Below are 25,096 nucleotides of genomic sequence, written 5' to 3'. Positions count from 1 at the left end.
GCGATAGATGGCGCCGGTTGCGCCCCGCTCGCACTCAGTTGCGACGAAAGGCGGCGAAAGCCTCGACGATACGCGGAATATCCGTCGATTTCACGTCGATATGAGTCACCAGCCGCAGGCGCGCCGCCGGGCTGACGCGAATGCCGCGCTCGGCCAGATGGGCGCCCAGCGCGCCGGCCCGCTCGCCGATGCCGACGTAGACCATGTTGGTCTGCACCGGCTCGATGGCGTAGCCCAGTTCGGCGAGGCCACGGCCCAGCGCCTCGGCGTTGGCGTGGTCCTCGGCCAGGCGCGCGACCTGATGGTCCAGCGCGTACAGCCCCGCCGCCGCCAGGCCGCCGGCCTGGCGCATGCCGCCGCCGACCATCTTGCGCAGGCGGCGCGCGCGGCCGATCAGCTCGGCGTCGCCGCAGAGCACGGAGCCCACCGGCGCGCCCAGGCCCTTGGACAGGCACACCGAGACGGAATCGAAGTGGCGGGTGATCTCGCAGGCGTCCACGCCCAGTTTCACCGCCGCGTTGTACAGGCGCGCGCCGTCCAGGTGCAGGGCCAGGCCACGGCGGCGGGTCATTTCCCGCGCGGCGGCCAGGTAGGTCAGCGGCAGCACCTTGCCCTGCATGGTGTTTTCCAGCGCCAGCAGGCGGGTGCGGGCGAAGTGGAAGTCGTCCTGCTTGATCGCCGCCTCGACCTTGTCCAGGTCCAGCGAACCGTCGGCCTCGCCGTCGATGGGCTGCGGCTGGATGGAGCCCAGCACGGCGGCGCCGCCGCCTTCGTATTTATAGGTGTGCGCCTGCTGGCCGACGATGTACTCGTCGCCCCGGCCGCAATGCGCCATCAGCCCGAGCAGGTTGCTCATGGTGCCGGAGGGCACGAACAGGCCGGCGGCAAAGCCCAGGCGCCCGGCCAGGGTCGTTTCCAGGCGGTTGACCGTGGGGTCCTCGCCGTAGACGTCGTCGCCCAGGTCGGCGCGCGCCATGGCCTCGCGCATCCCGACGGTGGGCAGGGTGACGGTATCGCTGCGAAGGTCGATGAGGGACATGGCGGGCTCCTAGGGCAACAGGCGGAAATGCCCGATGCTAAGCGCTCGCCAGAGGAGGAACAAGGGTTGTTCTGCAGGCCCTTGCTCGCGAACAGCCCGGCGCAGGAGTCGCCGGCAACATCGTTCGCGAGCAAGCTCGCTCCTACGAAAAGCTGAAGGCGCTCAGAGCTCGGTGGGGACCACCAGGATGCCGGCGCGCAGCCCGTTCTTCACCCGCGGGTTGGGGAAGATGATCCGCGCGCCCTGCTCTTCCACGATCCAGCGGGTGCCGCCGATGTCCTCGGCGAGCAGGTAGCCCTGGTCCAGCTCGGTGAAGTTGTCCACCGCATCGTCCAGGTGCAGGCGGAAATGGTCGCTGTGCTTGATCACTTCGCGGGACACGGCGAACAGCTTGAGACCGTCGAGCTGCGCGCCATCGACGAGCGGCGCGTCGCCACGGATCAGGCCCTGCAGCATGACCTCCAGGCGATCGAGGTTGACCACCTGGTTCTGCCCGAACGGCCGCGCCTTGCCCAGTTCCAGGGTGAAGGCCTCGGCGCCGAGGCGGCTGTAGGTGTAGGCGCTGAAGGTGATGCCCGGCTTGTTCTGCAGCAGCACCGCGTCGATGCCGGCGCTGCGCAGGCGCGCCAGTTCGTCGCGGGAATGCTCGCGGCCCTCGCTCCAGGGATAGAGGGCGAACTGCTCGATCTTCGAGCCACGGATGGCGGTGTGCAGGTCGTAGTGCAGGCGGGGGCGCTCGGCGCGGACGAAGAAGGCGGCGGCCAGGCGCTCCAGCTCGGCGGCGCGCAGGGCTTCGTTGCCGCTGCCTTCCTCGTGGCGGCCGCAGAACAGGCGGTTGATGTCCTGCTCCAGGTAGCGCTCACCGCGGCGCATGGCCTCGGGGTTGCCGAGCAGGACCAGCAGGCGCGCCGCCGGCTTGATCTCGCCGCGGGCGATGCCCTGCACCAGGCGGTCGAGCAGCTCGATGGGCGCGGTCTCGTTGCCGTGGATGCCAGCCGAGAGCAGCAGGTCGCGGCCCTGGTCGCGGGTGGTGGACGGGGTGATTTCCAGGGCGCCTTCGGCCAGCCAGTGCAGCCGGGTGCCGTCCGCGGTGAGCTGAATCTTTTCCGTCGGCTCGCGGCCGGCGAGGGTCAGTTCGAGCAATTTGCCCAGGGCTAGCATGCGGACGCCTCCAACGTTTCCAGCAGCCGCAAACGGCCCTGGACTGCGCGATCAGTGGTGATGGTCACATCCACAGTCTGGACCATGTTCGTGGACTTCGGCGGCTTCCAGCTCCAGGCTCAGGCCCAGCTGGTTCACCGCCTGCGGACGCACCACCAGCAGCGGGATCTCGGTGTCGTCCTCATGGGAGTCGGCGTAGATCACCAGGCCGCCCTTGCCGTCGGCCTCCAGCCACAGCTCGCGCCCTTCCAGGCGGATGGCCAGGCGCGCGGTGTGGGTCTCGCGGCGCTCGCCCTTGGTGTCTTCGAGAATCAGCGGGAGGCTTTCGGTCATGTCGGTCACCTGACCCGTTCTTGCCTCGCCGAGCGCAGCTCAGGCGAGGCAAGAACAGGCGAAAGAGCGCGGTTTACGCGCTGTAAATGAGTATCTTGATCGGACTCGCGCACGAGCCTGTTCTTAACGCTGCATGAGCAAGCGCAGGCAGGCAGTGAGCGGGTCATCAGATCTGCTGGAACGGATAAACCGAGCCCAGTTTAAGGATCTGGCTCAATTCATCCAACGCCGTCCGGCACTCGACCAGCAGCTGCGGGTCGGCCAGGTCGGCTTCGGACAGGCGGTCGCGGTAGTGCTTGTCGACCCAGGCGACCAGGGTGTCGTGCAGCGTCGGGGTCATGATCACGCCCGGGTTGACCGCCGCCAGCTCGCGCTCGCTCAGCGCCACGCGCAGGCGCAGGCAGGCGGGGCCGCCGCCGTTCTGCATGCTCTGCTTGAGGTCGAACACCTTCACCTCGCGGATCGGGCCGTCCTCGGCAGTCAGGCGCGACAGGTAGCTCCACACGCGCTCGTTCTTGCGGCACTCCTCCGGGACGATCAGCAGCATGTCGCCGTCGGCGCGGGTGAGCAGCTGGCTGTTGAACAGGTAGGACTTCACCGCGTCCTCGACCGTGACCTGGTCGCGCGGCACGCACACGGCGCGGAAGCGGCCGCCACGGCGGCTCAGCTTGTCGTGCAGCTCGGCGAGCACGCGCTCGGTGTCGAGGAAGGCGTCCTCGTGGTGGAACAGCACTTCGCCGTTGCCCACGGAAATCACGTCGTTGTGGAACACGCCCTGGTCGATCACCGCCGGGTTCTGCTGGGCGTAGACCACGCCGTCATCGCTCAGGCCGTGCAGGCGGGCGACCGCCTGGCAGGCTTCCAGGGTCTGCCGCGCCGGGTAGCGCTGCGGCGCCGGGAAGCGGCTGTCGAAGGCGCTGCGGCCGAACACGAAGAACTCCACGCCGGCTTCGCCGTAGGACTTGCAGAAGCGCGTGTGGTTGGCCGCGCCCTCGTCGCCGAACTGCGCCACCGCCGGCAGCGCGGCGTGGTGGGCGAAGTGCCGCTCGTCGCGGAACATCGCGCCGAGGATGCGGCTGGTGACCGGGTGCTCGATGGAGCGGTGGAACTTGCAGTTCAGGTTGGCGGCGGTGAAGTGCACGCGGCCATCGGCGGTGTCGGCACTGGGGCTGACGGTGGCGGCGTTGGCGGTCCACATGCAGGACGCCGAGCTGACCGCGGCCAGCAGCGGCATGGCGTCCTTGGCGGCCTTGGCGATCACCTCGGCGTCAGTGCCGGAGAAGCCCAGGGCGCGCAGCGAGGCGACGGCCGGGCGCTCCTGCGGGGCCAGCACGCCCTGCTTGAAGCCCATCTCCATCAGCGCCTTCATCTTCGCCAGGCCCTGCTTGGCGGCCTCGCGCGGGTTGGACGCTGCCTGGCTGTTGCTCTGCGACGCCACGTTGCCGTAGGACAGGCCGCCGTAGTTGTGCGTCGGCCCGACCAGGCCGTCGAAGTTCATCTCATAGGCGGTCATCACAGGCTCACTCCCGGGGTCAGGGTTGCAGGCAGGCTGAGGCTCTCGCTTTCCAGCGAGGCGACCGGATAGGCGCAGTAGTCGGCCGCGTAGTAGGCGCTCGGGCGGTGGTTGCCGGAGGCGCCGATGCCACCGAACGGCGCGCTGCTGGCGGCGCCGGTCAGTTGCTTGTTCCAGTTGACGATGCCGGCGCGGCTGTCGATGAGGAAGTCCTCATAGCGCTCGCGGGAATCCGACAGCAGACCGGCGGCGAGGCCGTACTGGGTGGCGTTGGCCTCGCGCACGGCGGCGTCGAAGTCGGCGTAGCGGATCACCTGCAGCAGCGGGCCGAAGAACTCTTCGTCCGGGCGCTCGGCCACGGCGGTGACGTCGAGGATGCCCGGGGTCAGCAGCGCGGCGCTGGCCAGCGGCTGGGTCATCGCCAGCAGCGGCGTGGCGCCCTTGGCCAGCAGGTGCTCCTGGGCCTTGATCAGGTGCTGCGCGGCGGCCAGGGAGATCACCGAGCCCATGAAGGGCGCCGGCTGCTCGTCGAAGCGGCCGACCTTGATGGTCGAGGCCACGGCCACCAGGCGCTCCAGCAGCGCGTCGCCCCAGGCGCCCCGCGGCACCAGCAGGCGGCGGGCGCAGGTGCAGCGCTGGCCGGCGGAAATGAAGGCGGACTGGATGATGGTGTAGACGGCAGCGTCGACGTCTTTCACTTCGTCGACGATCAGCGGGTTGTTGCCGCCCATCTCCAGCGCCAGGATCTTCTGCGGACGGCCGCCGAACTGGCTGTGCAGCAGGTTGCCGGTGCGGCTGGAGCCGGTGAAGAACAGGCCGTCGATGTCATCGTTGCCGGCCAGCGCCACGCCGGTGTCGCGGGCGCCCTGCAGCAGGTTGATGACGCCGGCGGGAATGCCGGCCTCGATCCAGGCCTGCAGGGTCAGCTCGGCGACCTTCGGGGTCAGCTCGCTGGGCTTGAACACCACGGCGTTGCCCGCCAGCAGGGCCGGCACGATGTGGCCGTTGGGCAGGTGGCCGGGGAAGTTGTACGGGCCGAACACCGCAACCACGCCGTGGGGCTTGTGGCGCAGCACGGCGGTGGCGTCGGCCAGCGGGCCGCTCTTCTGTCCGGTGCGCTCACGGAAGGCCTGGACCGAGATGGCGACCTTGTTGACCATGCTGGTCACTTCGGTGGCGGCTTCCCACAGCGGCTTGCCGGTTTCCTCGCCGATGGCGTGGGCCAGCGCCTCGGAACGGCCCTTGAGGGCGGCGGCGAAGCGCTCCAGCACGGCGATACGCTCTTCCACCGGGCGGCGGGCCCAGGCCGGGAAGGCATTGCGCGCGGCAGCGACGGCGGCGGCGACCTGTGCGGCAGAAGCGGCGCGGCCGCTCCAGACCACGGTCTGGCTGACCGGGCAGAGCGATTCCAGCGGCTCGCCTTCGCCCGCCAGCCACTGGCCGGCAATGTAGTGGGTATTCATCATCAGGCTCCCCTGACGCCCTGCGGCGTCAGTTGCGTTTTCCGGAGAGGGGCACCGCGCGGACCGAGGCCCCGGCGGACAGGCGCAGGCGCTTGGCGGTCTGCGCATCGACCACCAGCGAGCCGGCGGCCACGCGCGCGGAGGCGGCGGTGATGCGGCACTCCTCGCGCTTGCGGTTGTGGATCAGGAAGGGTTCGGCGTCATCGCCCGGCGTGCCGATGGCCAGCACCAGGGTCTGGCTTTCGGCGATGGCACGGATCTTGTCGGTCGGCGCCTCGATGGCCGGGCCGGCGTCGAAGATGTCGACGTAGCCCTGGTAGCTGAAGCCCTCGGCCTTGAGCATGGCCAGCGCCGGCTCGGTGTGCGGGTGCACGCGGCCGATCACCGAACGCGCCTCCTCCGAGAGGAAGCAGGTGTAGAGCGGGAACTTGGGCATCAGCTCGGCGATGAAGGACTTGTTGCCCACGCCGGTCAGGTAGTCGGCCTGGCTGAACTCCATCTTGAAGAAGTGCCGGCCCAGGCTCTCCCAGAACGGCGAGCGGCCTTCGCCATCGGACATGCCGCGCATCTCGGCGATCACCTTGTCGCCGAACAGCTCGCGGAACTCGGCGATGAACAGGAAACGCGCCTTGGACAGCAGGCGGCCATTGATGCCGGTGCGGTGGTCGGCATGCAGGAACAGCGAGCACAGCTCGGACTGCCCGGTGAGGTCGTTGGCCAGGAACAGCGTGGGAATCTCGCGGTGGATACCCAGCTCCTGGGAGGCGCTGACGGTCAGGCCGACGCGGTAGTTGTACCAGGGCTCGCGCAGGCCGACGGCGCCGGCCACGGCGGAAATACCCACCACCTTGCCGTCGTCGTCCTCGAGGACGAACAGGTAGTCGGCGTCGGCGCGCTCGGCCTCGCCGCGGAAGGCCTTCACGGCCCAGTTGAGGCGGTGCTGCAGGCGCTGCTCGTTGGCCGGCAGGGTGGTCAGGCCGGTGCCGGTGCTGCGCGCCAGGTCGAACAGAGCCGGAAGGTCGGCGCTGGTTACGGGACGGACGATCATGTTCTCTCCCCTCAGATCGCGACCAGGCGCACGCTGGCGCCCTCGCCGACGCCCAGGGCGTCGGCGGCTTCCTGGTTCAGGGTCACCGGCTTGCCGGGTGCCCAGTCGAGTTCGGCGACGATGGCGCGGAAATCCTGCAGCTGGCCGTTGGTGACCAGGTAGCCGCGGTTGCCCTTGCCGCCCGCGCCGATGCGCACCGGCACCTGCCGGCTCTGGGCGATGGAGCGGATGCTGGAGGTGCGGGCGTGCAGGGTCGGGCCGCCGTCGAAGATATCGATGTAGTTGTCGGACTCGAAGCCGTCGCGCATCAGGATGTCGAAGGTGATCTGCGCGCGCGGGTGCACCTGGCCCATGGCCTCCTGTGCCTCGTCCGGCAGCAGCGGCACGTAGATCGGGTAGTGCGGCATCAGCTCGGCGAGGAAGGTGCGGCTCTTCAGGCCCGAGAGCCTCTCGGCCTCGGAGTAGTCGAGGTCGAAGAAGTTGCGCCCGATGGCGTTCCAGAACGGCGACTGGCCCTGCTCGTCGCTGTAGCCGACGATCTCCACCACCACCGCGTCGGCGAAGCGCTCCGGATGGCTGGCCATGAACAGCAGGCGGCCGCGGGAGTTGAGCTCGGCGACCGGCGTGCTCACCAGGTCGCGCTCGACGTAGAAGCTGGTCAGCAGGCTGTTGCCGGTGAGGTCATGGCACAGCGAGAGGACGTGGATCTTGTTGTGGATCTTCAGCTCGCGGGAGGCGTGCACGAAGGTCTCGTTGCGGAAGCTGTAGAACGGCTCGGAGAAGCCGGCCGAGGCGACGATCGCCGAGCAGCCGACCAGGCGGCCGCTGACGCTGTCTTCCAGCACGAAGAAATAGCTTTCCTCACCGTTGAAGCTCACTTCGGCGGCGAACGAGGCCTCCGAGGCGAGGATCTTTTCCCGCAGGCGTTCCGCGTCGTCCGGCAGCGACGTGACGCCGACCGGGCTGTCCGCGGCGAGACGCTGCACCTGCTGCAGGTCGGCCACTTGGGCGGGGCGCATCACCAGCATGGCGTCACTCCTCTAACCAGACAAAAATTCATGATTCGTGGGCGCGACACGGCCCGTGCCACGCTCACATGGACATTTGGAAAACCGGCCGGAGCCAATCCGGCCGGTCAGGCGGAGCGCGGGCCCCGCCGTTTCAGCGTAGCTGCCGGCGTCAGCCGCGGGTCAGCTTGGCGATGGCGCGCTCCAGGCGATCCAGGCCTTCGTCGATGTCCGCGTCCGGGATCACCAGGCTGGGCGCGAAGCGCACCACGTCCGGGCCGGCCTGCAGGATCATCAGGGCCTCTTTCTCGGCGGCGTTCAGCACGTCCTTGGCCTTGCCCTTCCAGGCGTCCGCCAGCACGGCGCCGATCAGCATGCCCATGCCGCGCACCTGGGTGAAGATGCCGTACTCGGCGCCGATCTTCTCCAGGCGGACCTTGAAGCGCTCGTGCTTGGCTTTCACGCCTTCGAGCACTTCCGGGGTGTTGATCACGTCGAAGGCGGCGCCGGCCACGGCGCAGGCCAGCGGGTTGCCACCGTAGGTGGTGCCGTGGGTGCCGACCACCAGGTGCTCGGCGATCTTCGCGGTGGTCAGCATGGCGCCGATCGGGAAGCCGCCGCCCAGGCCCTTGGCGCTGGACAGGATGTCCGGGTTCACGCCGTAGTACTGGTGGGCATAGAGGTAGCCGATACGGCCGAAGCCGCTCTGCACTTCATCGAAGATCAGCAGTGCGTTGTTCTCGTCGCACAGCTTGCGCACGCCTTCCAGGTAGGCCTGGTCGGCCGGCAGCACGCCGCTCTCGCCCTGCACCGGCTCGATGATCACCGCGCAGGTCTTGTCGGAGATGGCGGCCTTCAGCGCGTCCAGGTCGTTGAACGGAATGTGGGTGATGCCCTGCACCTTCGGACCGAAGCCGTCGGAGTACTTGGCCTGGCCACCGACGTTGACGGTGAACAGGGTACGGCCGTGGAAGCTGTTGACCATCGAGATGATCTCGTACTTCTCGGGACCATAGACGTCATGGGCGTAGCGGCGCGCCAGCTTGAGCGCGGCCTCGTTGGCCTCGGCGCCGGAGTTGGCGAAGAACACGCGCTCAGCGAAGGTGGCGTCGATCAGCTTCTTCGCCAGGCGCAGAGCCGGCTCGTTGGTGAACACGTTGGAGACGTGCCAGATCTTGCCGGCCTGCTCGGTCAGCGCCTGCATCAGCGCCGGGTGCGCGTGGCCCAGGGAGTTCACTGCGATGCCGCCGGCGAAGTCGATCAGCTCGCGGTCGTTCTGGTCCCAGACTCGCGAACCCTGACCACGCACCGGAATGAAGGCAGCCGGGGAATAGTTGGGGACCATGACCTGGTCGAAGTCGGAACGTTGGACCTGAGCTTGCGGAGCGGACATCGGTGTTCTCCTGCCTGGTTGAGGCGGCTATCGATGAAAGGATTGTAGGGACGATTGGCGGGTCGGCATTGCCGCCATGCGACAACTTGTTATAGCGCCAACCCACGGATTGCCGGGGCTTACGGAAATGCGACAGAAAGCGTCGGGAAGGCGCAGTGTAAGGCCTGCGGCCTGCTGCGGGTACAAACGACCGTGGAATTTGTTCGCGCAGCGAGCGCACGTACGGGAATAAGGAGAAGGGGATGAATTCTGTAGGAGCGAGCTTGCTCGCGAACCGCTTGAGACCGAGGTATCCGGCGAGATGGTTCGCGAGCAAGCTCGCTCCTACGAAAAGCGCAGCGTCAGCCGCGCTCGGCGGCGGCCGGGGAGGTTTCCGCGGTGCCCTGGCCGCGGCGCTGGTTGCGGTCTTCGCGCGGGGTCACGCCGAAGAAGTTGCGGTAGGCGCTGGAGAAGTGCGGGCCGCTGGAGAAGCCGCAGGACAGGCCGATCTGGATGATCGACTTGCTGGTCTGCATGAGCATCTGTCGCGCGCGGTTCAGGCGCAGTTCCAGGTAGTACTGGCTGGGCACGCGGGTCAGGTACTGCTTGAAGATGCGCTCCAGCTGGCGGCGCGAGACGCACACGTGCTGGGCGATCTCGTCGGTGGTCAGCGGTTCCTCGATGTTCGCCTCCATCAACAGCACCGCCTGGGTGAGCTTCGGGTGGCTGGAGCCGAGGCGGTTCTTCAGCGGGATGCGCTGGCGCTCGGAGCCTTCGCGGATGCGCTCCACCACCAGCTCCTCGGACACCGCGCCGGCCAGTTCCGCGCCGTGGTCGCGGGAGAGCACCGCCAGCAACAGGTCGAGCACGGCCATGCCGCCGCAGGCGCTGAGGCGGTCGCGGTCCCATTCGAACAGGTGGTTGGTGGCGATGACCTTGGGGAAGCGCTCGGTGAAATCGTCGTGCCAGCGCCAGTGCACGGCCACGCGGTAGCCATCGAGCAGGCCGAGCTGCGCCAGCGGGTAGATGCCGGCGGACAGCGCGCCGATGCTCACGCCGCCGCGCGACAGCTGCTTGAGCGCGGCGGCCAGCGGCGCGGAGACCGGCAGGGGAACTTCGTCGGCGACCAGGAAGATCCGCTGGCACTGCTCCAGCGCGCCATTCCAGGGCTGTCCCGGCAGGCGCCAGCCGTCGGCCTCGGCGACCGGTTCGGCGCTCATGAACACCGGGTCGTAGAGTGCCTCCGGATGCAGCCGGCGGGCGACCCGCAGGGCCTCCTCGGCCAGCGCCAGGGTCAGCGCCCGCGTGTGCGGCCAGAGGAGGAATCCGATGCGTTGAGCGGTCATGCGGTCACCAGGCGACACAGGATGACAGACAGCTTACTTCAAGCTGCCGGAAAGGAACTGTTTGAGGCGTTCCGATTTCGGATTGGCGAGGACTTCCTTCGGACAACCCGCCTCCTCCACCAGCCCCTGGTGGAGGAACACCAGCTGGTTGGAGACCTCGCGGGCGAAGCCCATCTCGTGGGTCACCACCACCATGGTGCGGCCTTCCTGGGCCAGGTCCTGCATGACCCGCAGGACTTCGCCGACCAGCTCGGGGTCGAGCGCCGAGGTCGGTTCGTCGAACAGCATGACTTCCGGCTCGACCGCCAGCGCGCGGGCGATGGCCACGCGCTGCTGCTCGCCGCCAGACATGTGCGCGGGATAGGCATCCTTGCGGTGCGCCACGCCGACTTTCGCCAGGTAGTGCTCAGCCTTTTCCAGTGCCTCTTTCTTCGACACGCCGAGCACGTGGACCGGCGCCTCGATGACGTTTTCCAGGGCGCTCATGTGCGACCACAGGTTGAAGTGCTGGAACACCATCGACAGGCGCGAGCGCATGCGCTGCAGCTGTTTGGCGTCGGCGGCCCGGAGCGCGCCGTCCTTGTTCGGCACCAGCTTGAGCTCTTCGCCGTTGAGCAGGATCCGGCCGGCGTGGGGCTGCTCCAGCAGGTTGATGCAGCGCAGGAAGGTGCTCTTGCCCGAGCCGGAGGAGCCGATGATGCTGATCACGTCGCCCGCCTTCGCCGCCAGGGAGACGCCCTTGAGCACCTCGTGGTTGCCGTAGCGCTTGTGCAGGTCCTGGATTTCCAGTTTGTACATGGTGTCGGTTCTCGAATTCAGTCGTTGATCAGCCGGCCCTTGCGGAACGGCTCACGCCCGGCCACCTTGGCCAGCCAATGCCCCGGCAGGGCATAGCGCCCACGCTCGATGGCGAACAGCACGCCGGAAGTCCCGGCGCAGACGGTGCTGACCTTGTCGTTCAGCGGGTCGACCACCTCGAACAGCGGGTCGCCCTTCTCCACCCACTCGCCCACCTTGCGCAGGTAGCTCACGACACCGGCGTGGGGCGCGTGGAGGTATTCGGTGCCTTCGAAGGGCATGCCCTCGCAGCATTCGGCCGGGGCCGCCGGCCAGTCGCCGTCGATCAGGCCCTGCTCGGCGAGGAAGCCGAGGATGGCCTCGGCGTTGGCCCGGGCCTGCTCGACGCGGGTATCGCCCACGCCGCCCAGTTCCACGGTGGTCGCCAGGCACGCCAGCGGAATCGCCGCCTGCGGGAAGGCGCGCGCCAGGCGCAGCCAGGGCAGCGAGCAGGATTCGTCGAAGGCGTTGCCGCCGGAGTCTTCGGCGAGCAGCGCGACGCCGGCCTTCAGGCGCGCGGCCAGGGACTTCCAGCGCGGCCAGTGCTGCGGGATCGCGTAGACATGGATGGCAGCGTCGAAGTCGCAGTGCAGGTCGAGCACCACCTCGGCGTCGCAAGCATGGCGTAGCAGGATGCGCTGCATGCCCTGCAGCTCGGAGGCCGCCGGCGGCAGCGCGTCCAGGCTGTCGCGCATGGCTTGGCGGATCAGCTCGACGTTGGCGGCCTCATCGTCGCCCAGGCGCTCGCCGGCACGCTCGGCCACCAGCGCGCCGAGCTCGACGAAATCGCGGTTGAAGTTCTTCCCGCTGTCGAACTCGAAACGGCCCAGGTGGCTGGCCTGCAGGGTCTGGCCCAGGCCGATGGGGTTGGCCACCGGCACCAGTTCGACCAGGCACTTGAGCTGCCCGCGCACTTCCAGCCCGGCCAGGCGCTGCTTGAGCTCCCAGGCGGTACGCATGCCCGGCAGCTCGTCGGCGTGCAGGCTGGACTGAATGTAGACCTTGCGCGGCCCCTTGCCATAGCGGAACACGCTCAGGCGGCGTTCGCTGCCCAGGCTGCTCCACGGCAGCAGATGATCGATACGTTCCACGCTCGACTCCTCAGTGCTTGCGCGGCGCCAGGTAGGCCAGCCAGCGGCGCTCGGCCAGCTTGAACAGGCGCACCAGGGTGAAGGTCAGGATCAGGTAGAACACGCCGGCGGTGATGAACGCCTCGAACGGCAGGTAGTACTGCGAGTACACGGTGCGTGCGGCGCCGGTGATGTCCACCAGGGTGACGATGGAGGCCAGGCTGGTGGTCTGCAGCATCATGATCACTTCGTTGCTGTACTGCGGCAGCGCGCGGCGCAGCGCCGAGGGCAGCAGGATGCGGCGGTACATCTTCAGGCGCGACATGCCCATGGCCCTGGCCGCCTCTATCTCGCCATGGGGCGTGGCCTTCAGGCTGCCGGCGAGGATTTCCGCGGTGTAGGCGCTGGTGTTGATGGCGAAGGCGGCGCAGGCGCAGAAGGTGGCGTTGGACAGCAGCGACCACAGCGAGCTCTCGCGCACCGCTTCGAACTGGGCCAGGCCGTAGTAGATGAGGAACAGCTGCACCAGCATCGGGGTGCCGCGGATCACGTAGGTATAGAGCCAGGCCGGCAGGTTCACCGACGGGTTCTTCGAGCAGCGCATCAGCGCCAGCGGCACCGCCGCCAGCAGGCCGAAGAACAGCGAGATCGCCAGCAGCTTGAGGGTCACCAGCAGGCCGCCGAAGTAGAGCGGCAGGCTGTCCCAGATGACGGAGTAGTCGAATATCACGATGGCGTCCTCTGACTCAGAGCTCGGCGACTTTCACGCCGACCGAATAGCGGCGTTCGAGCAGGCGCAGCAACACCAGGGAAACGCTGGTCACCACCAGGTACAGCGCCGCCACGGCAAGGAAATAGGTGAAGGGCTCGCGGGTCGCGTCCGAGGCCTGCTTGGCCTTGAACATCATGTCCTGCAGGCCGACCACGGAGATCAGCGCGGTGGCCTTGACCAGCACCAGCCAGTTGTTGGTGAAGCCGGGGATGGCCAGGCGGATCATCTGCGGCACCTGGATACGGAAGAACACCTGCAGCGGGCTCATGCCGTAGGCGAAGCCGGCCTCGCCCTGCCCTTTCGGGATGGCCATGAAGGCGCCACGGAAGGTCTCGGACAGGTAGGCGCCGAAGATGAAGCCCAGGGTGCCGACGCCGGAGGCGAAGGGGTTGAGGTCGATGTAGTCCTCGTAGCCGAGCATCGGCGCGATCCAGTTCACCGCGGCCTGGCCGCCGTAGAAGATCAGCAGGATCAGCACCAGGTCGGGCACGCCGCGGATCACGGTGGCATAGAGGTCGCCGCACCAGGCCAGCCACTTCACCGGCGACAGGCGGATGGCCGCGCCGAGCAGGCCCAGGGCGATCGCCAGGGCCATCGACAGCAACGACAGCTGAAGCGTCAGCCAGGCACCATCGACGATGGTGGCTCCGTAGCCATTGAACATAGTTTCGTACCTCTAGAGCGGACGCCGCCCGCAATCGCACGGACGCAGCAGGGCGACCGCGCGACGGATCGCCCCCAATAAAAAAGTGGCACAAACATCAGGAAACGACCTGGGTTTGCGCCACTTTCGTGGACCTTGATCAGTTCTCGCCGTAGACGTCGAACTTGAAGTACTTGTCCTGTACCTGCTTGTACTTGCCGTTGGCACGGATGCCGGCGATGGCCGCGTTGAACTTCTCGGCCAGGGCGCTATCGCCCTTGCGCACGGCGATGCCGACGCCTTCGCCGAAGTACTTCACGTCGCTCAGCTGCGGGCCGACGAAGGCGAAGCCCTTGCCGGCATCGGTCTTCAGGAAGCCGTCGTCGAGGTTCACCGAGTCGGCGACCACCGCGTTCAGGCGGCCGGCCACCAGGTCCATGTTGGCTTCCTGCTGGGAGTTGTAGCGCACCACTTCCACGCCGGCCGGGGTCAGTTCGGCGGAGGCATAGCGGTCCGCGGTGCTGCCGCGCAGCACGCCGACCTTCTTGCCCTTGAGCTCGGTCAGCGGATCGGCGAGGGTCGAACCCTCCTTCATCACGTAGCGGGCCGGGGTGTTGTAGTACTTGTTGGTGAAGTCGACGGACTTCTTGCGCTCGTCGGTGATGGTCATGGACGAGAGGATGGCGTCGATCTTGCGAACCTTCAGCGCCGGGATCAGGCCGTCGAATTCCTGCTCGACCCAGGTGCACTTGACCTTCATTTCTTCGCACAGGGCGTTGCCGATATCCACGTCGAAACCGGCCAGCTGGCCATCGGGAGTCTTGAAGGAGAACGGCGGGTAGGCCGCTTCGATACCGATGCGCACGGGTTTGTCATCGGCGTGGGCCATAGCGGTGATAGCGGAGAGCGCCAGCGCGCCGAGAAGTGCGAACTTCTTCATCAGTAGCTCCTTCGAGGGTAAGACTTCGATTGGCAGGAGAAAGGGGTTGTCCCTGGCTGCCCGTGCAGAAGTGAAGGTTGTTGTTTATCTGCGCATTGCTGGCGTCTTTCTCGTGGAAAAGCACGCCTACCGGGGTGAGCGGCATTCTAGCGACAGCCCCTGAGCGGTTATTTCTTCAATGCGACAAGTAATTATAGAAGCGCAGGAGACAGGGCCCCAGCGGCTTGACGGCGCGGATATTACGTGATCCGCAGGAGAATAGTAAAACCTGTTTGACCTGCAGTAATCAGGCCAATAATTCCAAAACCTAGAAATCATGCAGGTTGCGGGATACCGGCGATCTTCAGGCCGACAGAAAATACGCACCACGGCTGTGCGAATTGTTTCCTGGCGCCTCAATTTGTCGCACCGAATTGTTACCGGTGCGCACGCATCAGCCTGTAGGACCGCGGGAATGATGCCCAGCCTTTCTCGCAAATTTTGGTCAGCCGTTGCGTTATTTACCGCTCTTTGGGATCGGTGTTTCTGCGCCGCTTCGGCGTGTGCTGGGATATTTGGTTTCGCCCTCCCGGGCGAGTCCCTTTTGGCGTCCCAAAAGGAACCAAAAGGACTCGTCCCGACATCCGGGTCTTCGCTTCGCTCAGACTGCCCTCCTTCCGGTATCGCTCCGAGGGTCGGCGTACAAGGGCCGTCCCTGGCCCTTTACGCCTCTCGCGGCATCCATGCCGCTCGCCCCTCTGCGCAATACCTCCACTCGGCCTCCTGACGGGACCCTGCGCGCGCCTGAAACCTTGGCTGCTCCATGCTGGGAGCGGCTTTTCGTAGGATGGCGTGGAGCGAAGCGATACCCATCACGGCGGACAACGCTGCGCGTCATCCACCCCACGGGGCTGGCCGGGGGAAATGCGGGAATGGAAAAGCCGGACCGCAAAAAGAAAAACGCCCCGGCAAGCGGGGCGTTTTTCATCGGGCTGAGGATCAGGCCGCGCGCATGGCCTGATGGGTGTCGATCAGGTGCTGCACCACACCCGGGTCGGCCAGGGTGGAGATATCACCCAGGGCGTCGTACTCGGCCGTGGCGATCTTGCGCAGGATGCGGCGCATGATCTTGCCCGAACGGGTCTTCGGCAGGCCGGGCGCCCACTGGATCACGTCCGGCGTGGCGATCGGGCCGATCTCCTTGCGCACCCAGGCCCGCAGTTCCTGGCGCAGCGCCTCGTCGCTTTCCTCGCCGGCATTCAGGGTGACGTAGACATAGATGCCCTGCCCCTTGATGTCGTGCGGCACGCCAACCACCGCGGCCTCGGCCACTTTCGGGTGGGCCACCAGGGCGCTCTCGATCTCGGCGGTGCCCATGCGGTGACCGGAGACGTTGAGCACGTCATCCACGCGGCCGGTGATCCAGTAGTAGCCGTCCTCGTCGCGACGGGCGCCGTCGCCGGTGAAGTACATGCCCTTGAAGGTCTTGAAGTAGGTATCGACGTAACGGTCGTGGTCACCGTACAGGGTGCGCGCCTGGCCCGGCCAGGAGTCGAGGATCACCAGGTTGCCCTCGGTGGCGCCTTCCAGGATGTTGCCCAGGTTATCCACCAGAGCCGGCACCACGCCGAAGAACGGCTTGGCGGCGGAGCCCGGCTTCAGGCCGTGGGCGCCCGGCAGCGGGGTCATCAGGCAGGCGCCGGTTTCGGTCTGCCACCAGGTGTCGACGATCGGGCAGCGCGACTGGCCGACGGTCTCGTAGTACCACTGCCAGGCTTCCGGGTTGATCGGCTCACCAACCGAACCCAGCAGGCGCAGGCTGGAGCCGTCGGCGCCTTCGACCGCGGCCTTGCCCTCGGCCATCATGGCGCGGATGGCGGTCGGCGCGGTGTAGAGGATGTTGACCTTGTGCTTGTCGACGATCTTGGCGACGCGGGAGATGTCCGGATAGTTCGGCACGCCCTCGAACAGCACGGTGGTCGCGCCATTGGCCAGCGGGCCGTAGACGACGTAGGTGTGACCGGTGACCCAGCCGATGTCGGCGGTGCACCAGAAGACTTCGCCCGGACGGTAGTCGAACACGCGCTCATGGGTCAGCGAGGCGTAGACCAGGTAGCCGCCAGTGGTGTGCAGCACGCCCTTGGGCTTGCCGGTGGAGCCGGAGGTGTAGAGGATGAACAGCGGGTCCTCGGCGCCCATTTCCTTCGGCGCGCAGGTGCTGCCGGCGACCTTCATCAGGTCCTCGAACCATACGTCGCGGTGCTGGTTCCACTTGATGTCCGAGCCGGTGCGCTTGCAGACGATGACCTTCTGCACGCTGTGGGTTTCCGGGTTGGTCAGGGCGTCGTCGACGTTGGCCTTCAGCGGGGTCTTCTTGCCGCCGCGCACGCCTTCGTCGGCGGTGATCACCACCTTGGACTGGCAGTCGATGATGCGGCCGGCCAGGGCCTCGGGGGAGAAGCCACCGAACACCACGGAGTGGATCGCGCCGATGCGGGCGCAGGCCAGCATGGCCACCACGGCTTCCGGGATCATCGGCATGTAGATGGTCACCACGTCGCCACGGTGCACGTCCTGGCCACGCAGGGCGTTGGCGAACTTGCAGACCCGCTCGTGCAGCTGGCGGTAGGTGATTTCCTCGTGATCCGCCGGATCGTCGCCTTCCCAGATGATGGCGATCTGGTCGCCGCGTTCGGCGAGGTGACGGTCGAGGCAGTTGTAGGAAAGGTTCAGGGTGCCGTCGGCGAACCACTTGATGTCGACGTGGTGGTCGTCGAAGGAGGTCTGCTTGACCTTGGTGAACGGCTTGATCCAGTCGATGCGCTGGGCCTGTTCGCGCCAGAATCCGTCGGGGTTGACCACCGACTGCTGGTACAGCTTCTTGTAGGTGGCCTCGTCGGTCAGAGTGGTCGCGGCCACTTCGGGACGCACGGGGTACACGGATGCCATGGCGTTTTACCTCGGTGAAGAGTGTTGTTTTTGTTGCCGTCAGTTGTAACGGCGACACCCTTCCCCGAACCATTCGACCATGGTCTTACCACTCAAGGCCCAGTACTGATGGGCCCTATAAGCGCGGCTTCTGGCGGCATTCCAAAGGCGTTAGACCAAGGTAGGACGCCCGTGCCGGACCATCATCCTTTCGTGCTCCTCGAGCATCCCCGGCATGCAGTCGCGGAGGAATTCCACCCAGGTGCGGATCTTCGCGTCGAGGTACTGGCGCGACGGATACAGCGCATAGACGTTGAGGTGGAACAGGCTGTAGTCCGGCAGCACGCGCACCAGGCTGCCGTCCCTGAGGCCCTGCACGGCGGAATACACCGGCAGCGCGCCGATGCCCATGCCGGCGCGCACCGCCTCGGTCATCGCATCGGCGGTGTTGACCTGGAAATGGGTGTGGTTGACGCCGACCAGCTCCTGGCCGTCCGGGCCGTCGAACAGCCACTTGTCCAGCGACATCACCGAGTTCACCAAGCGCAGGCAGCGGTGCTCGGTGAGCTCCGCCAGCTTTTCCGGCAGGCCATTGCGCACCACGTAGCCCGGGGAGGCGCAGAGCACGCTGTAGGTCTCGCCGATGCGCTTGGAGACGAAGCCCGAGTCCGGCAGGTCCTGGGCGATCACCACGGAAATGTCGTAACCCTCGTCGAGGATGTCGGTGATGCGGTTGGCCAGGGTCAGGTCGAAGCTGACCTCGGGATAGATCTCGCAGTACTGCGCGATGGCGCGGATCAGGTAGTGCTGGCCGATGCCGGTCATGGCATGGACCTTGACCCGGCCGTGGGGCCGGGCCTGGGCGTCGCCGGCTTCGGCCTCGGCTTCCTCGATGTAGCCGAGGATCTGCTGGCAGCGCAGCAGGTAGCGCTGGCCGGCTTCGGTGAGGGCGATGCGGCGGGTGGTGCGGTGCAGCAGGCGGGTGCGCAGGTGCGCTTCGAGTTTGGCCACCGTCCGCGAGACGTAGGCGGTGGTGAGGTCCATGCGCTGGGCGGCAGCGGTGAAGCTGCCGGTCTCGGCGACACAGACGAAAGCACGCATGTTGTGCAGCAGGTCCATCATTTCTCCTGAAAGCCCGTCCAGGCACCACGGCGGGCGGCCTCTGCAACGACGCTCGACCGAGCAACGTCTTGTTACAGATTCACGACGGGCGGCGAATTGTCGCATATCTGCCGCAACGAAATTATTGTTCTTTCAGACAACAATAATTCGCCCAACCGTCAGCTTATCCTGCCTCCGGCGCACTTCTAGAATCGCCAGCCCCAACGCGGTCTCCCGCTACATCCCAGGACAAGCAGCCGTGCTCCGCCTTTCGTGCAACGTGCTTCCACCCCTTCGCAATACTTCCGAATTACAGGGTCTCGAAGGCCCGATCCGCGCCCCAAGCCTGACGAGATAAGCCCGATGAGCAGTCTCTCCGTGCGCCTGCCCAAGGCCGCCGCGCTGCGCTTCGCCCTGTCCGACTGGGCGCACACCGACGGCGTCACCTGGATGTTCATCCTCAAGACGCTGATCACCGCCTTCACCGCCCTGTGGCTGGCCTATCGCCTGGAACTGCCGCAGCCCAGCACCGTGCTGGTGAGCGCTTTCATCGTGCTGCAGCCGCAGAGCGGCCAGGTGCTGGCGAAGAGTTTCTACCGCATCCTCGGCACCCTCGCCGGGCTGACGGTGATGGTCACCTTCATCGCCCTGTTCGCCCAGGAGCGTGTGCTGTTCCTGCTCTGCGTGGCCATCTGGGTCGGCCTGTGCACCGCCGGCGCCGCGCGCTACCGCGACTTCCGCGCCTATGCCTGCCTGCTCTCCGGCTACACCGCGGTGATGATCGGCATCCCCGCCACCCTGCACCCCGAGGGCGCCTTCATGCAGGCGCTGTGGCGGGTGCTGGAGATCAGCCTGGGGATTCTCTGCACTGGCGTGGTCAGCGCCATCGTCCTGCCGCAGACCAGCACCGCCGCCCTGCGCAACGCGCTGAACACCCGCTTCGGCGGCTTCGCCGGGCTGGCCAGCGCGGGCCTCAACGGCACCCTCGACCACGAGCGCTTCGAACAGGCCAGCGCGCGCATCGCCGCCGAAGTGGTGGGCCTGGAAAGCCTGCGCAACGTCACCGCCTTCGAGGACCCGCACATGCGCCTGCGCAGCGGCCGGCTGGCACGCCTGAACAGCGAGTTCATGCAGTTGACCACGCGCTTCCACGCCCTGCAGCGCCTGCTCGACCGCCTGCGCCAGCGCCAGGCCAGCAACGTCCTGGAAGTGCTGATGCCGTGCCTGATCGACGTCAGCGAACTGCTCGCCAGCTGGCACGGCCGGCCGCTCACCGAGGCCGACGCCGAGCGCCTCAGCGTGCAGCTGGAACTGTGCAAGCACCACCTGATGCCGCGCATCCGCGAGGCCCGCGCCACGCTCGGCCACGCCTGCCCGCGGGAAGCCGACCAGCTCGACTTCGAGACCGCCGCCGAACTGCTCTACCGCTTCACCGACGACCTGCACAACTACGCCCAGACCCACGCCTCGCTCGCCGCGCACCGGCACGAGCGCGAGCAGTGGAAGGAGCGTTTCACGCCCAAGGCCAACGCCCTGGCCGCCGCGGTCGCGGGCTTTCGCTGCGCGCTGCTGGTGCTGGTCGGCGGGGTGTTCTGGATCGCCACGTCCTGGCTCAGCGGCGCCACCTTCGCGCTGACCTCGGTGCTGATCGCGGCGCTCTCCTCCGCCTCGCCCAACCCCAAGCGCCTGTCCCTGCAACTGACCCTCGGCACCCTGCTCGGCGCCACCCTCGGCTTCATCCTCACCTTCCGCGTGCTGCCGCACATCGACGGCTTCCCGCTGCTGTGCTTCGTGCTCGCGCCGGTGTTCGCCCTCGGCGCCTTCCTCATCACCCGGCCGCAATGGAGCGGCTACGGGGTCGGCCTGCTGGTGTGGTTCTGCATCGCCTCGCTGCCGGCGAACCTGGCGCGCTACGACGCCTACACCTTCATCAACGAATACCTGGCGATGCTGCTGTCGATGGGCATGGCGGTGATCGCCGCCATCGTCATCCTGCCGCCCAACCGCCCGTGGCTGTGGGAGCGCCTGGAAGCCGAACTGCGCCTGCGCGTGGTGCGGGTGATCAGCGATCCGCTGAAGGGCCTGTCGTCCGGCTTCGAGAGCGGCACCCGCGACCTGCTGAACCAGGCCTACGGCCTCTCCACGGGGCGCCCGGACGTGCAGCGCCGGCTGCTGCGCTGGACCTTCCAGGTGCAGGAGATCGGCCTGTCGATCATCGAACTGCGCCGCGAGCAGGCGTCGCTGCCGAACGAATCCTGGTACGCCGAGCGCATGCCCTGGCGCCGGGCGATCCGCGCCATGGGCCGGGCGCTGATCCGGCTGTTCATCCAGCCCAGCGAAAGCAACCGCCTGCGCGCCCTGGCGGCGGTGGAGCACGCCATCCACGCCACCCGCAGCACCGACGACCGCCGCCCGCCGCACTTCGACTCCTCGCCGCTGCGGCGGGTGTGCAGCTACCTGCACTTCATCCGTACCTCGCTGCTCGATCCGCAGTCGCCGTTGCGGGACTGAGGGCGCGGATCGCGCTCAAGTGCGCTCGGGAGCGAGCGGGCTTTCGTTGTTCGTAGGTGGATAACGCCGTGTGTTATCCACCGTCTTGTTCGGTGTTTCTGCGCCGCTTTGGTGTGTGCTGGGACTTTTTGTTTCGCCCCCTCGGGCGACCTACTTTGTCAAACGCCACAAAGTAGGCAAAGGTCTGTGCCCCTGCATCCGGTTTTTCGCTTAGGCGAAAAATTCCCTCGCTCCATCGAAGTTTCAGGGGCCCGCGTTGACGGGCCATCCCTGGCCCGACAACGCTCTCGCGGCATCCATGCCGCTCGACCCCTGAAACTCCGATTCCACTCGGCCTCCTGAAGGGGCGCTCCGGCGCGCGCGGATGTTTCTCTGGAAATCTTCAAGAGCCAAAGCCCAAAGCCACAGCGTGCCAGGGATTTGCTTGTGTAGGAGCGGACCTTGTCCGCGAAGCTCTTGAGCGGGGGCTATCGCGGACAAGGTCCGCTCCTACAAAAGTTGATCCCACCGTAGGAGCGGACTCCGTCCGCGATGCTCTTGCTTTCGTAGGGTGAATAACGCGCAGCGTTATCCACCTGATGGGTATCGCTTCGCTCCACGCCATCCTACGAAGAGCGATCCTTCAGCCGCAGATCTGCCTGTCACACCAAAATCGCAGGCGCGCGCAGAGTCCCGTCAGGAGGCCGAGTGGAGGTATTGCGCAGAGGGGCGAGCGGCATGGATGCCGCGAGAGGCTTGAAGGGCCATGGATGGCCCTTGCAAGCCGACCCTCGGAGCAATACCGGAGCGAGGGCAGTCTGAGCGAAGCGAAGACCCGGATGTCGGGACGGGCCCTTTTGGTTCCTTTTGGGGCCCCAAAAGGGACTCGCCCGGGGGGGGCGAAACAAAAAGTCCCAGCACACACCGAAGCGGCGCAGAAACACCGAAACAAAAGCATCGCGGATAAGATCCGCTCCTACAAAAACGATATACCCCACCGCAGGAGAGACGGGGCACCAAGCCCTTGTTCGCGATCGGCCGGCAAGGTCGGCGTCACGCAGGTTCGCGAGCAAGCTCGCTCCTACGAAGAGCCGCGCGGCGCCGGCCTGCTCGTGCAAAGCCCTCCACAAACCCGCTCGCGAGCACAACCAGCCGTCCATAAAAAAGCCCGGCACAAAGGCCGGGCACGTCCAAACCGGGACAGCTCAGTGTGTATCCAGCAACGCCAGCGCCTCGCGGCTCAGGCGTTCGACCGTGGCCCAGTCGCCGCTGTCGACGGCGGCCTTGGGCAGCATCCAGCTGCCGCCCACGCACATCACGTTGGGCAACCGGTAGTAGTCATTCAGGTTGTCCGGACCGACACCGCCGGTCGGGCAGAAACGCACCTCGGGGAACGGCCCGCCGAACGCCTTGAGCGCCTCCACGCCGCCGCACACCTTGGCCGGGAACAGCTTGAAGCGGCGCAGGCCATGACGGTACGCCGTCATGATCTCCGACGCGGTGGCCACGCCCGGCAGCAGCGGCACGGGGCGCTTCGCGGCGTGCTCCAGCAATTCGTCGGTGCAGCCCGGCGTCACGATGAAGCGAGCCCCCGCCTCCTCCGCCTGGCGGAAGGTCAGCGGATCGAGGACGGTCCCCGCGCCCACGCAGAGTTCGGGGCGCTCGGCGGCGAGCTTGCGGATGGCGGTCAGGCCCAGTGCGGTACGCAATGTGACCTCCAGAACGGTGATCCCGCCGGCGGCGAGCGCATCGGCCATCGGCAGGATGTCCGACTCGCGGTCGATGGTGATGACCGGCAGGATGCGCGCGCGCTGCGCGAGGGCATCGATCTGCTGGATGTGTTGTTCGGGGCTGGTCATGTTGCGGTAACTCCGTGCCTCAAGGGCACCAGTGGATCGACAGGGGGGAACGCAGGAACGCGCTCACCGGCGCGCGTTGCTCATCGTTGTCGCTGAGCGCCGCGCTCAGGGTGGCCAGCTTGGCCTCGCCCTGGATGGCGAGCAGTTGCACGCGCGCGCCTTGCAGCACGGCGCGGCTCAGGGTCAGGCGCTGGCGCGGCACGGCCGGCGCCCACATCGGCAGGCAGCGGCGCGTGCCGGCCGGGTCCAGCGCCTCGGCCAGGCCGGGGCTGCCGGGGAACAGCGAGGCGGTATGGCCGTCGTCGCCCATGCCGAGCACCAGCACGTCGATGGGCAGCGCCAGCTCGTGGAGGAAACGGTCGGCCTTGGCCGCCGCCTCTTCCAGGTCGTTCGCCGGCTGGTACAGGCCGATGAAATGCGCCTTGGCCGCCGCTCCCCTGAGCAGGTGGCGGCGCAGCAGGGCGGCGTTGCTGTCCGGATGCGATTCGGGCACCCAGCGCTCGTCGGCCAGGCTGACGGAGACCTTCGACCAGTCCAGCAGCGCGCCGCTCAAGGCTTCGAGGAAGGCCACCGGGCTGCGCCCGCCGGACACCACCAGCAGCGCCCGGCCACGTTCGATCAATGCCTCGCGCAGCGCGTCGGCTACGACGTTAGCCAGGCCGCGAGCCTGCTCGGCGGCGTTGTTCCAGGTTTTCCAGGCCATGCCTTCAGCCAGTTTCGGTTCACAGATCGCCATACCAATCCCTCCCGTCGCGCGCAATCAGGGCGACAGCCGCCTGCGGTCCCCAGCTGCCCGCCGGGTACGGCTTGGGCTCCTCGCCCAGGCGGCCCCAGCCGGCGATCAGGTGGTCGCACCATTTCCAGGCGAACTCCACCTCGTCCTTGCGCACGAACAGGTACTGGTTGCCTTGCATGACCTCCAGCAGCAGCCGCTCGTAGGCGTCCGGCGTGCGGGCGGTCTGGAAGGTCTCGGAGAAATTCAGTTGCAGCGGGCCGGTGCGCAGGTGCATGCCCTTGCCCAGGCCCTGGTCCTTGGTCATCACCTGCAGGGAGATGCCCTCGTCCGGCTGCAGGCGGATGATCAGGCGGTTGCTGATCAGCGAGCGCTGCTCCGGGGCGAAGATGTAGTGCGGCGGCTCCTTGAAGTGGATGACGATCTGCGACAGCTTCTGCGGCATGCGCTTGCCGGTGCGCAGGTAGAACGGCACGCCGGACCAGCGCCAGTTGCGAATGTCCACGCGCATCGCGACGAAGGTCTCGGCGTCGCTGTTGGGGTTGGCGTTCTCCTCGGCGAGGTAGCCGGGCACCGCCTTGCCGTCGATGAAACCGGCGGTGTACTGCCCACGCACCACGCGGGTGGCCAGCTGTTCCGGGGCGATGGGTTCGAGGGCGCGCAGCACCTTCACCTTCTCGTCGCGGATGCTGTCGGCGGTGAGGTCCGCCGGCGGGTCCATGGCGATCAGGCAGAGCAGCTGCAGCAGGTGGTTCTGCACCATGTCGCGCAGCTGGCCGGCCTTGTCGAAGTAGCCCCAGCGGCCTTCGATGCCGACCTTCTCGGCCACGCTGATCTCCACGTGGGAGATGTGGTTCTGGTTCCACTGGGTCTCGAACAGGCTGTTGGCGAAGCGCAGCGCGATGAGGTTCTGCACCGTCTCCTTGCCCAGGTAGTGGTCGATCCGGTAGATGCGGTTTTCCGGGAAGAAACGCGCCACCGCGTCGTTCACCACGCGGGACGATTGCAGGTCGTGGCCGATGGGCTTTTCCAGCACCACCCGGGTGCGCTCGGCGAGGCCGACGGCCGCGAGGTTCTCGCAGATGCCGCCGAACACCGAGGCGGCGGTGGCGAAGTAGGCGACCAGGGACTGCGCGTCGCCCACCTGCGCGGCCAGCGCCGGGTAGGCGCCGGCATCGAGGAAATCCATGCTCAGGTGCTGCAGGCGCGCCTGGAAGCGCTGCCATACCGCTTCGTCCCACTCCTTCGCCGGCACCGCCTGACGCAGGCGGCGCTCGATGGTGACCAGCGGGGCCTCGGTGGCGCCATCGTCACGGGCCAGGGTGAGAATGCGGGTATCGCCGTGCAGCAGGCTCTCGCGGTCGAGCTGGTACAGCGCCGGCAGCAGTTTGCGCAGGGCGAGATCGCCCAGCGCGCCGAACAGCGCCAGGGTACAGGGCAGAACGCGGACATCAGGCATTTG

General features: G+C 67.1%; 20 protein-coding genes. 1 reads left to right on the top strand and 19 read right to left on the bottom strand.

What is annotated here, in order from left to right; genetic code table 11:
• Window positions 1–34: 34 nt before the first annotated feature.
• The 16 genes from ltaE to AC3B6A_RS07930 form a co-directional block, all read right to left on the bottom strand.
• Window positions 35–1,039: a low-specificity L-threonine aldolase gene (ltaE, locus tag AC3B6A_RS08005; protein WP_488401848.1), complete on the bottom strand. Its 1,005-nt coding sequence runs from the start codon at window positions 1,037–1,039 to the stop codon at window positions 35–37.
• A gap of 162 nt (window positions 1,040–1,201) precedes the next feature.
• Complete coding sequence (gene astE, locus AC3B6A_RS08000) at window positions 1,202–2,200, bottom strand: succinylglutamate desuccinylase (protein WP_488401846.1); 999 nt, start codon at window positions 2,198–2,200, stop codon at window positions 1,202–1,204.
• Between the two features lie 51 nt (window positions 2,201–2,251).
• Window positions 2,252–2,533, bottom strand: coding sequence for a GTPase (locus AC3B6A_RS07995; RefSeq protein WP_488401844.1), 282 nt, complete (start codon window positions 2,531–2,533; stop codon window positions 2,252–2,254).
• A gap of 166 nt (window positions 2,534–2,699) precedes the next feature.
• Window positions 2,700–4,046 (bottom strand): N-succinylarginine dihydrolase, encoded by a 1,347-nt coding sequence (gene astB / locus AC3B6A_RS07990; RefSeq protein WP_488401843.1) that lies wholly within the window; start codon window positions 4,044–4,046, stop codon window positions 2,700–2,702.
• Window positions 4,046–5,512 (bottom strand): succinylglutamate-semialdehyde dehydrogenase, encoded by a 1,467-nt coding sequence (astD, locus tag AC3B6A_RS07985; RefSeq protein ID WP_488401841.1) that lies wholly within the window; start codon window positions 5,510–5,512, stop codon window positions 4,046–4,048. The genes astB and astD overlap by 1 nt, the downstream gene beginning before the upstream one ends.
• Window positions 5,513–5,537: 25 nt before the next feature.
• Complete coding sequence (aruG, locus tag AC3B6A_RS07980) at window positions 5,538–6,557, bottom strand: arginine N-succinyltransferase subunit beta (RefSeq protein WP_488401839.1); 1,020 nt, start codon at window positions 6,555–6,557, stop codon at window positions 5,538–5,540.
• An 11-nt stretch (window positions 6,558–6,568) separates the two neighbouring features.
• Entirely contained in the window at window positions 6,569–7,585 is a 1,017-nt protein-coding gene (gene aruF / locus AC3B6A_RS07975) for an arginine/ornithine succinyltransferase subunit alpha (protein WP_488401838.1), read from the bottom strand.
• Window positions 7,586–7,736: 151 nt separating this feature from the next.
• Entirely contained in the window at window positions 7,737–8,957 is a 1,221-nt protein-coding gene (locus AC3B6A_RS07970; protein WP_488401837.1) for an aspartate aminotransferase family protein, read from the bottom strand.
• A gap of 341 nt (window positions 8,958–9,298) precedes the next feature.
• Complete coding sequence (gene argR, locus AC3B6A_RS07965; protein ID WP_488401836.1) at window positions 9,299–10,282, bottom strand: transcriptional regulator ArgR; 984 nt, start codon at window positions 10,280–10,282, stop codon at window positions 9,299–9,301.
• A 33-nt stretch (window positions 10,283–10,315) separates the two neighbouring features.
• Window positions 10,316–11,080, bottom strand: coding sequence for an arginine/ornithine transport ATP-binding protein AotP (aotP, locus tag AC3B6A_RS07960; RefSeq protein ID WP_488401834.1), 765 nt, complete (start codon window positions 11,078–11,080; stop codon window positions 10,316–10,318).
• Window positions 11,081–11,097: 17 nt separating this feature from the next.
• Window positions 11,098–12,210 carry a succinylglutamate desuccinylase/aspartoacylase family protein gene (locus AC3B6A_RS07955; RefSeq protein ID WP_488401832.1) on the bottom strand — a complete coding sequence of 371 codons (1,113 nt, stop codon included), beginning with the start codon at window positions 12,208–12,210 and terminating at the stop codon, window positions 11,098–11,100.
• Window positions 12,211–12,220: 10 nt separating this feature from the next.
• Complete coding sequence (locus tag AC3B6A_RS07950; RefSeq protein WP_488401831.1) at window positions 12,221–12,919, bottom strand: ABC transporter permease; 699 nt, start codon at window positions 12,917–12,919, stop codon at window positions 12,221–12,223.
• 16 nt (window positions 12,920–12,935) lie between these two features.
• Window positions 12,936–13,625, bottom strand: coding sequence for an ABC transporter permease (locus AC3B6A_RS07945; protein WP_488401830.1), 690 nt, complete (start codon window positions 13,623–13,625; stop codon window positions 12,936–12,938).
• A 139-nt stretch (window positions 13,626–13,764) separates the two neighbouring features.
• A complete protein-coding gene (gene aotJ, locus AC3B6A_RS07940; RefSeq protein ID WP_488401828.1) occupies window positions 13,765–14,544 on the bottom strand; it encodes an L-arginine-binding protein AotJ in 780 nt (259 codons plus the stop codon).
• 978 nt (window positions 14,545–15,522) lie between these two features.
• Window positions 15,523–17,472 carry an acetate--CoA ligase gene (acs, locus tag AC3B6A_RS07935; RefSeq protein ID WP_488401827.1) on the bottom strand — a complete coding sequence of 650 codons (1,950 nt, stop codon included), beginning with the start codon at window positions 17,470–17,472 and terminating at the stop codon, window positions 15,523–15,525.
• Window positions 17,473–17,622: 150 nt separating this feature from the next.
• A complete protein-coding gene (locus tag AC3B6A_RS07930) occupies window positions 17,623–18,570 on the bottom strand; it encodes a LysR family transcriptional regulator (RefSeq protein ID WP_488401825.1) in 948 nt (315 codons plus the stop codon).
• A gap of 345 nt (window positions 18,571–18,915) precedes the next feature.
• On the opposite strand from AC3B6A_RS07930, the gene AC3B6A_RS07925 reads away from it, so the two are divergent.
• The gene (locus tag AC3B6A_RS07925; RefSeq protein WP_488401824.1) at window positions 18,916–21,063 is read left to right on the top strand and encodes an FUSC family protein; all 2,148 of its coding nucleotides are present in this window, start codon (window positions 18,916–18,918) and stop codon (window positions 21,061–21,063) included.
• Between the two features lie 1,184 nt (window positions 21,064–22,247).
• Here AC3B6A_RS07925 and AC3B6A_RS07920 read toward each other — a convergent pair.
• The 3 genes from AC3B6A_RS07920 to zwf are packed head-to-tail and all read right to left on the bottom strand — an operon-like array spanning window position 22,248 to window position 25,093.
• Window positions 22,248–22,901: a bifunctional 4-hydroxy-2-oxoglutarate aldolase/2-dehydro-3-deoxy-phosphogluconate aldolase gene (locus tag AC3B6A_RS07920; protein WP_488401822.1), complete on the bottom strand. Its 654-nt coding sequence runs from the start codon at window positions 22,899–22,901 to the stop codon at window positions 22,248–22,250.
• 19 nt (window positions 22,902–22,920) lie between these two features.
• Window positions 22,921–23,637: a 6-phosphogluconolactonase gene (gene pgl, locus AC3B6A_RS07915; protein ID WP_488401820.1), complete on the bottom strand. Its 717-nt coding sequence runs from the start codon at window positions 23,635–23,637 to the stop codon at window positions 22,921–22,923.
• Window positions 23,624–25,093, bottom strand: coding sequence for a glucose-6-phosphate dehydrogenase (zwf, locus tag AC3B6A_RS07910; protein ID WP_488401818.1), 1,470 nt, complete (start codon window positions 25,091–25,093; stop codon window positions 23,624–23,626). Before zwf ends, pgl begins: the two co-directional genes overlap by 14 nt.
• Window positions 25,094–25,096: the final 3 nt, after the last annotated feature.

The organism is Pseudomonas sp. B12(2026) (assembly GCF_057767015.1).
The sequence above is the reverse complement of the archived record's forward strand: the minus strand, read 5'-3'. Positions and strand labels throughout refer to the sequence as shown.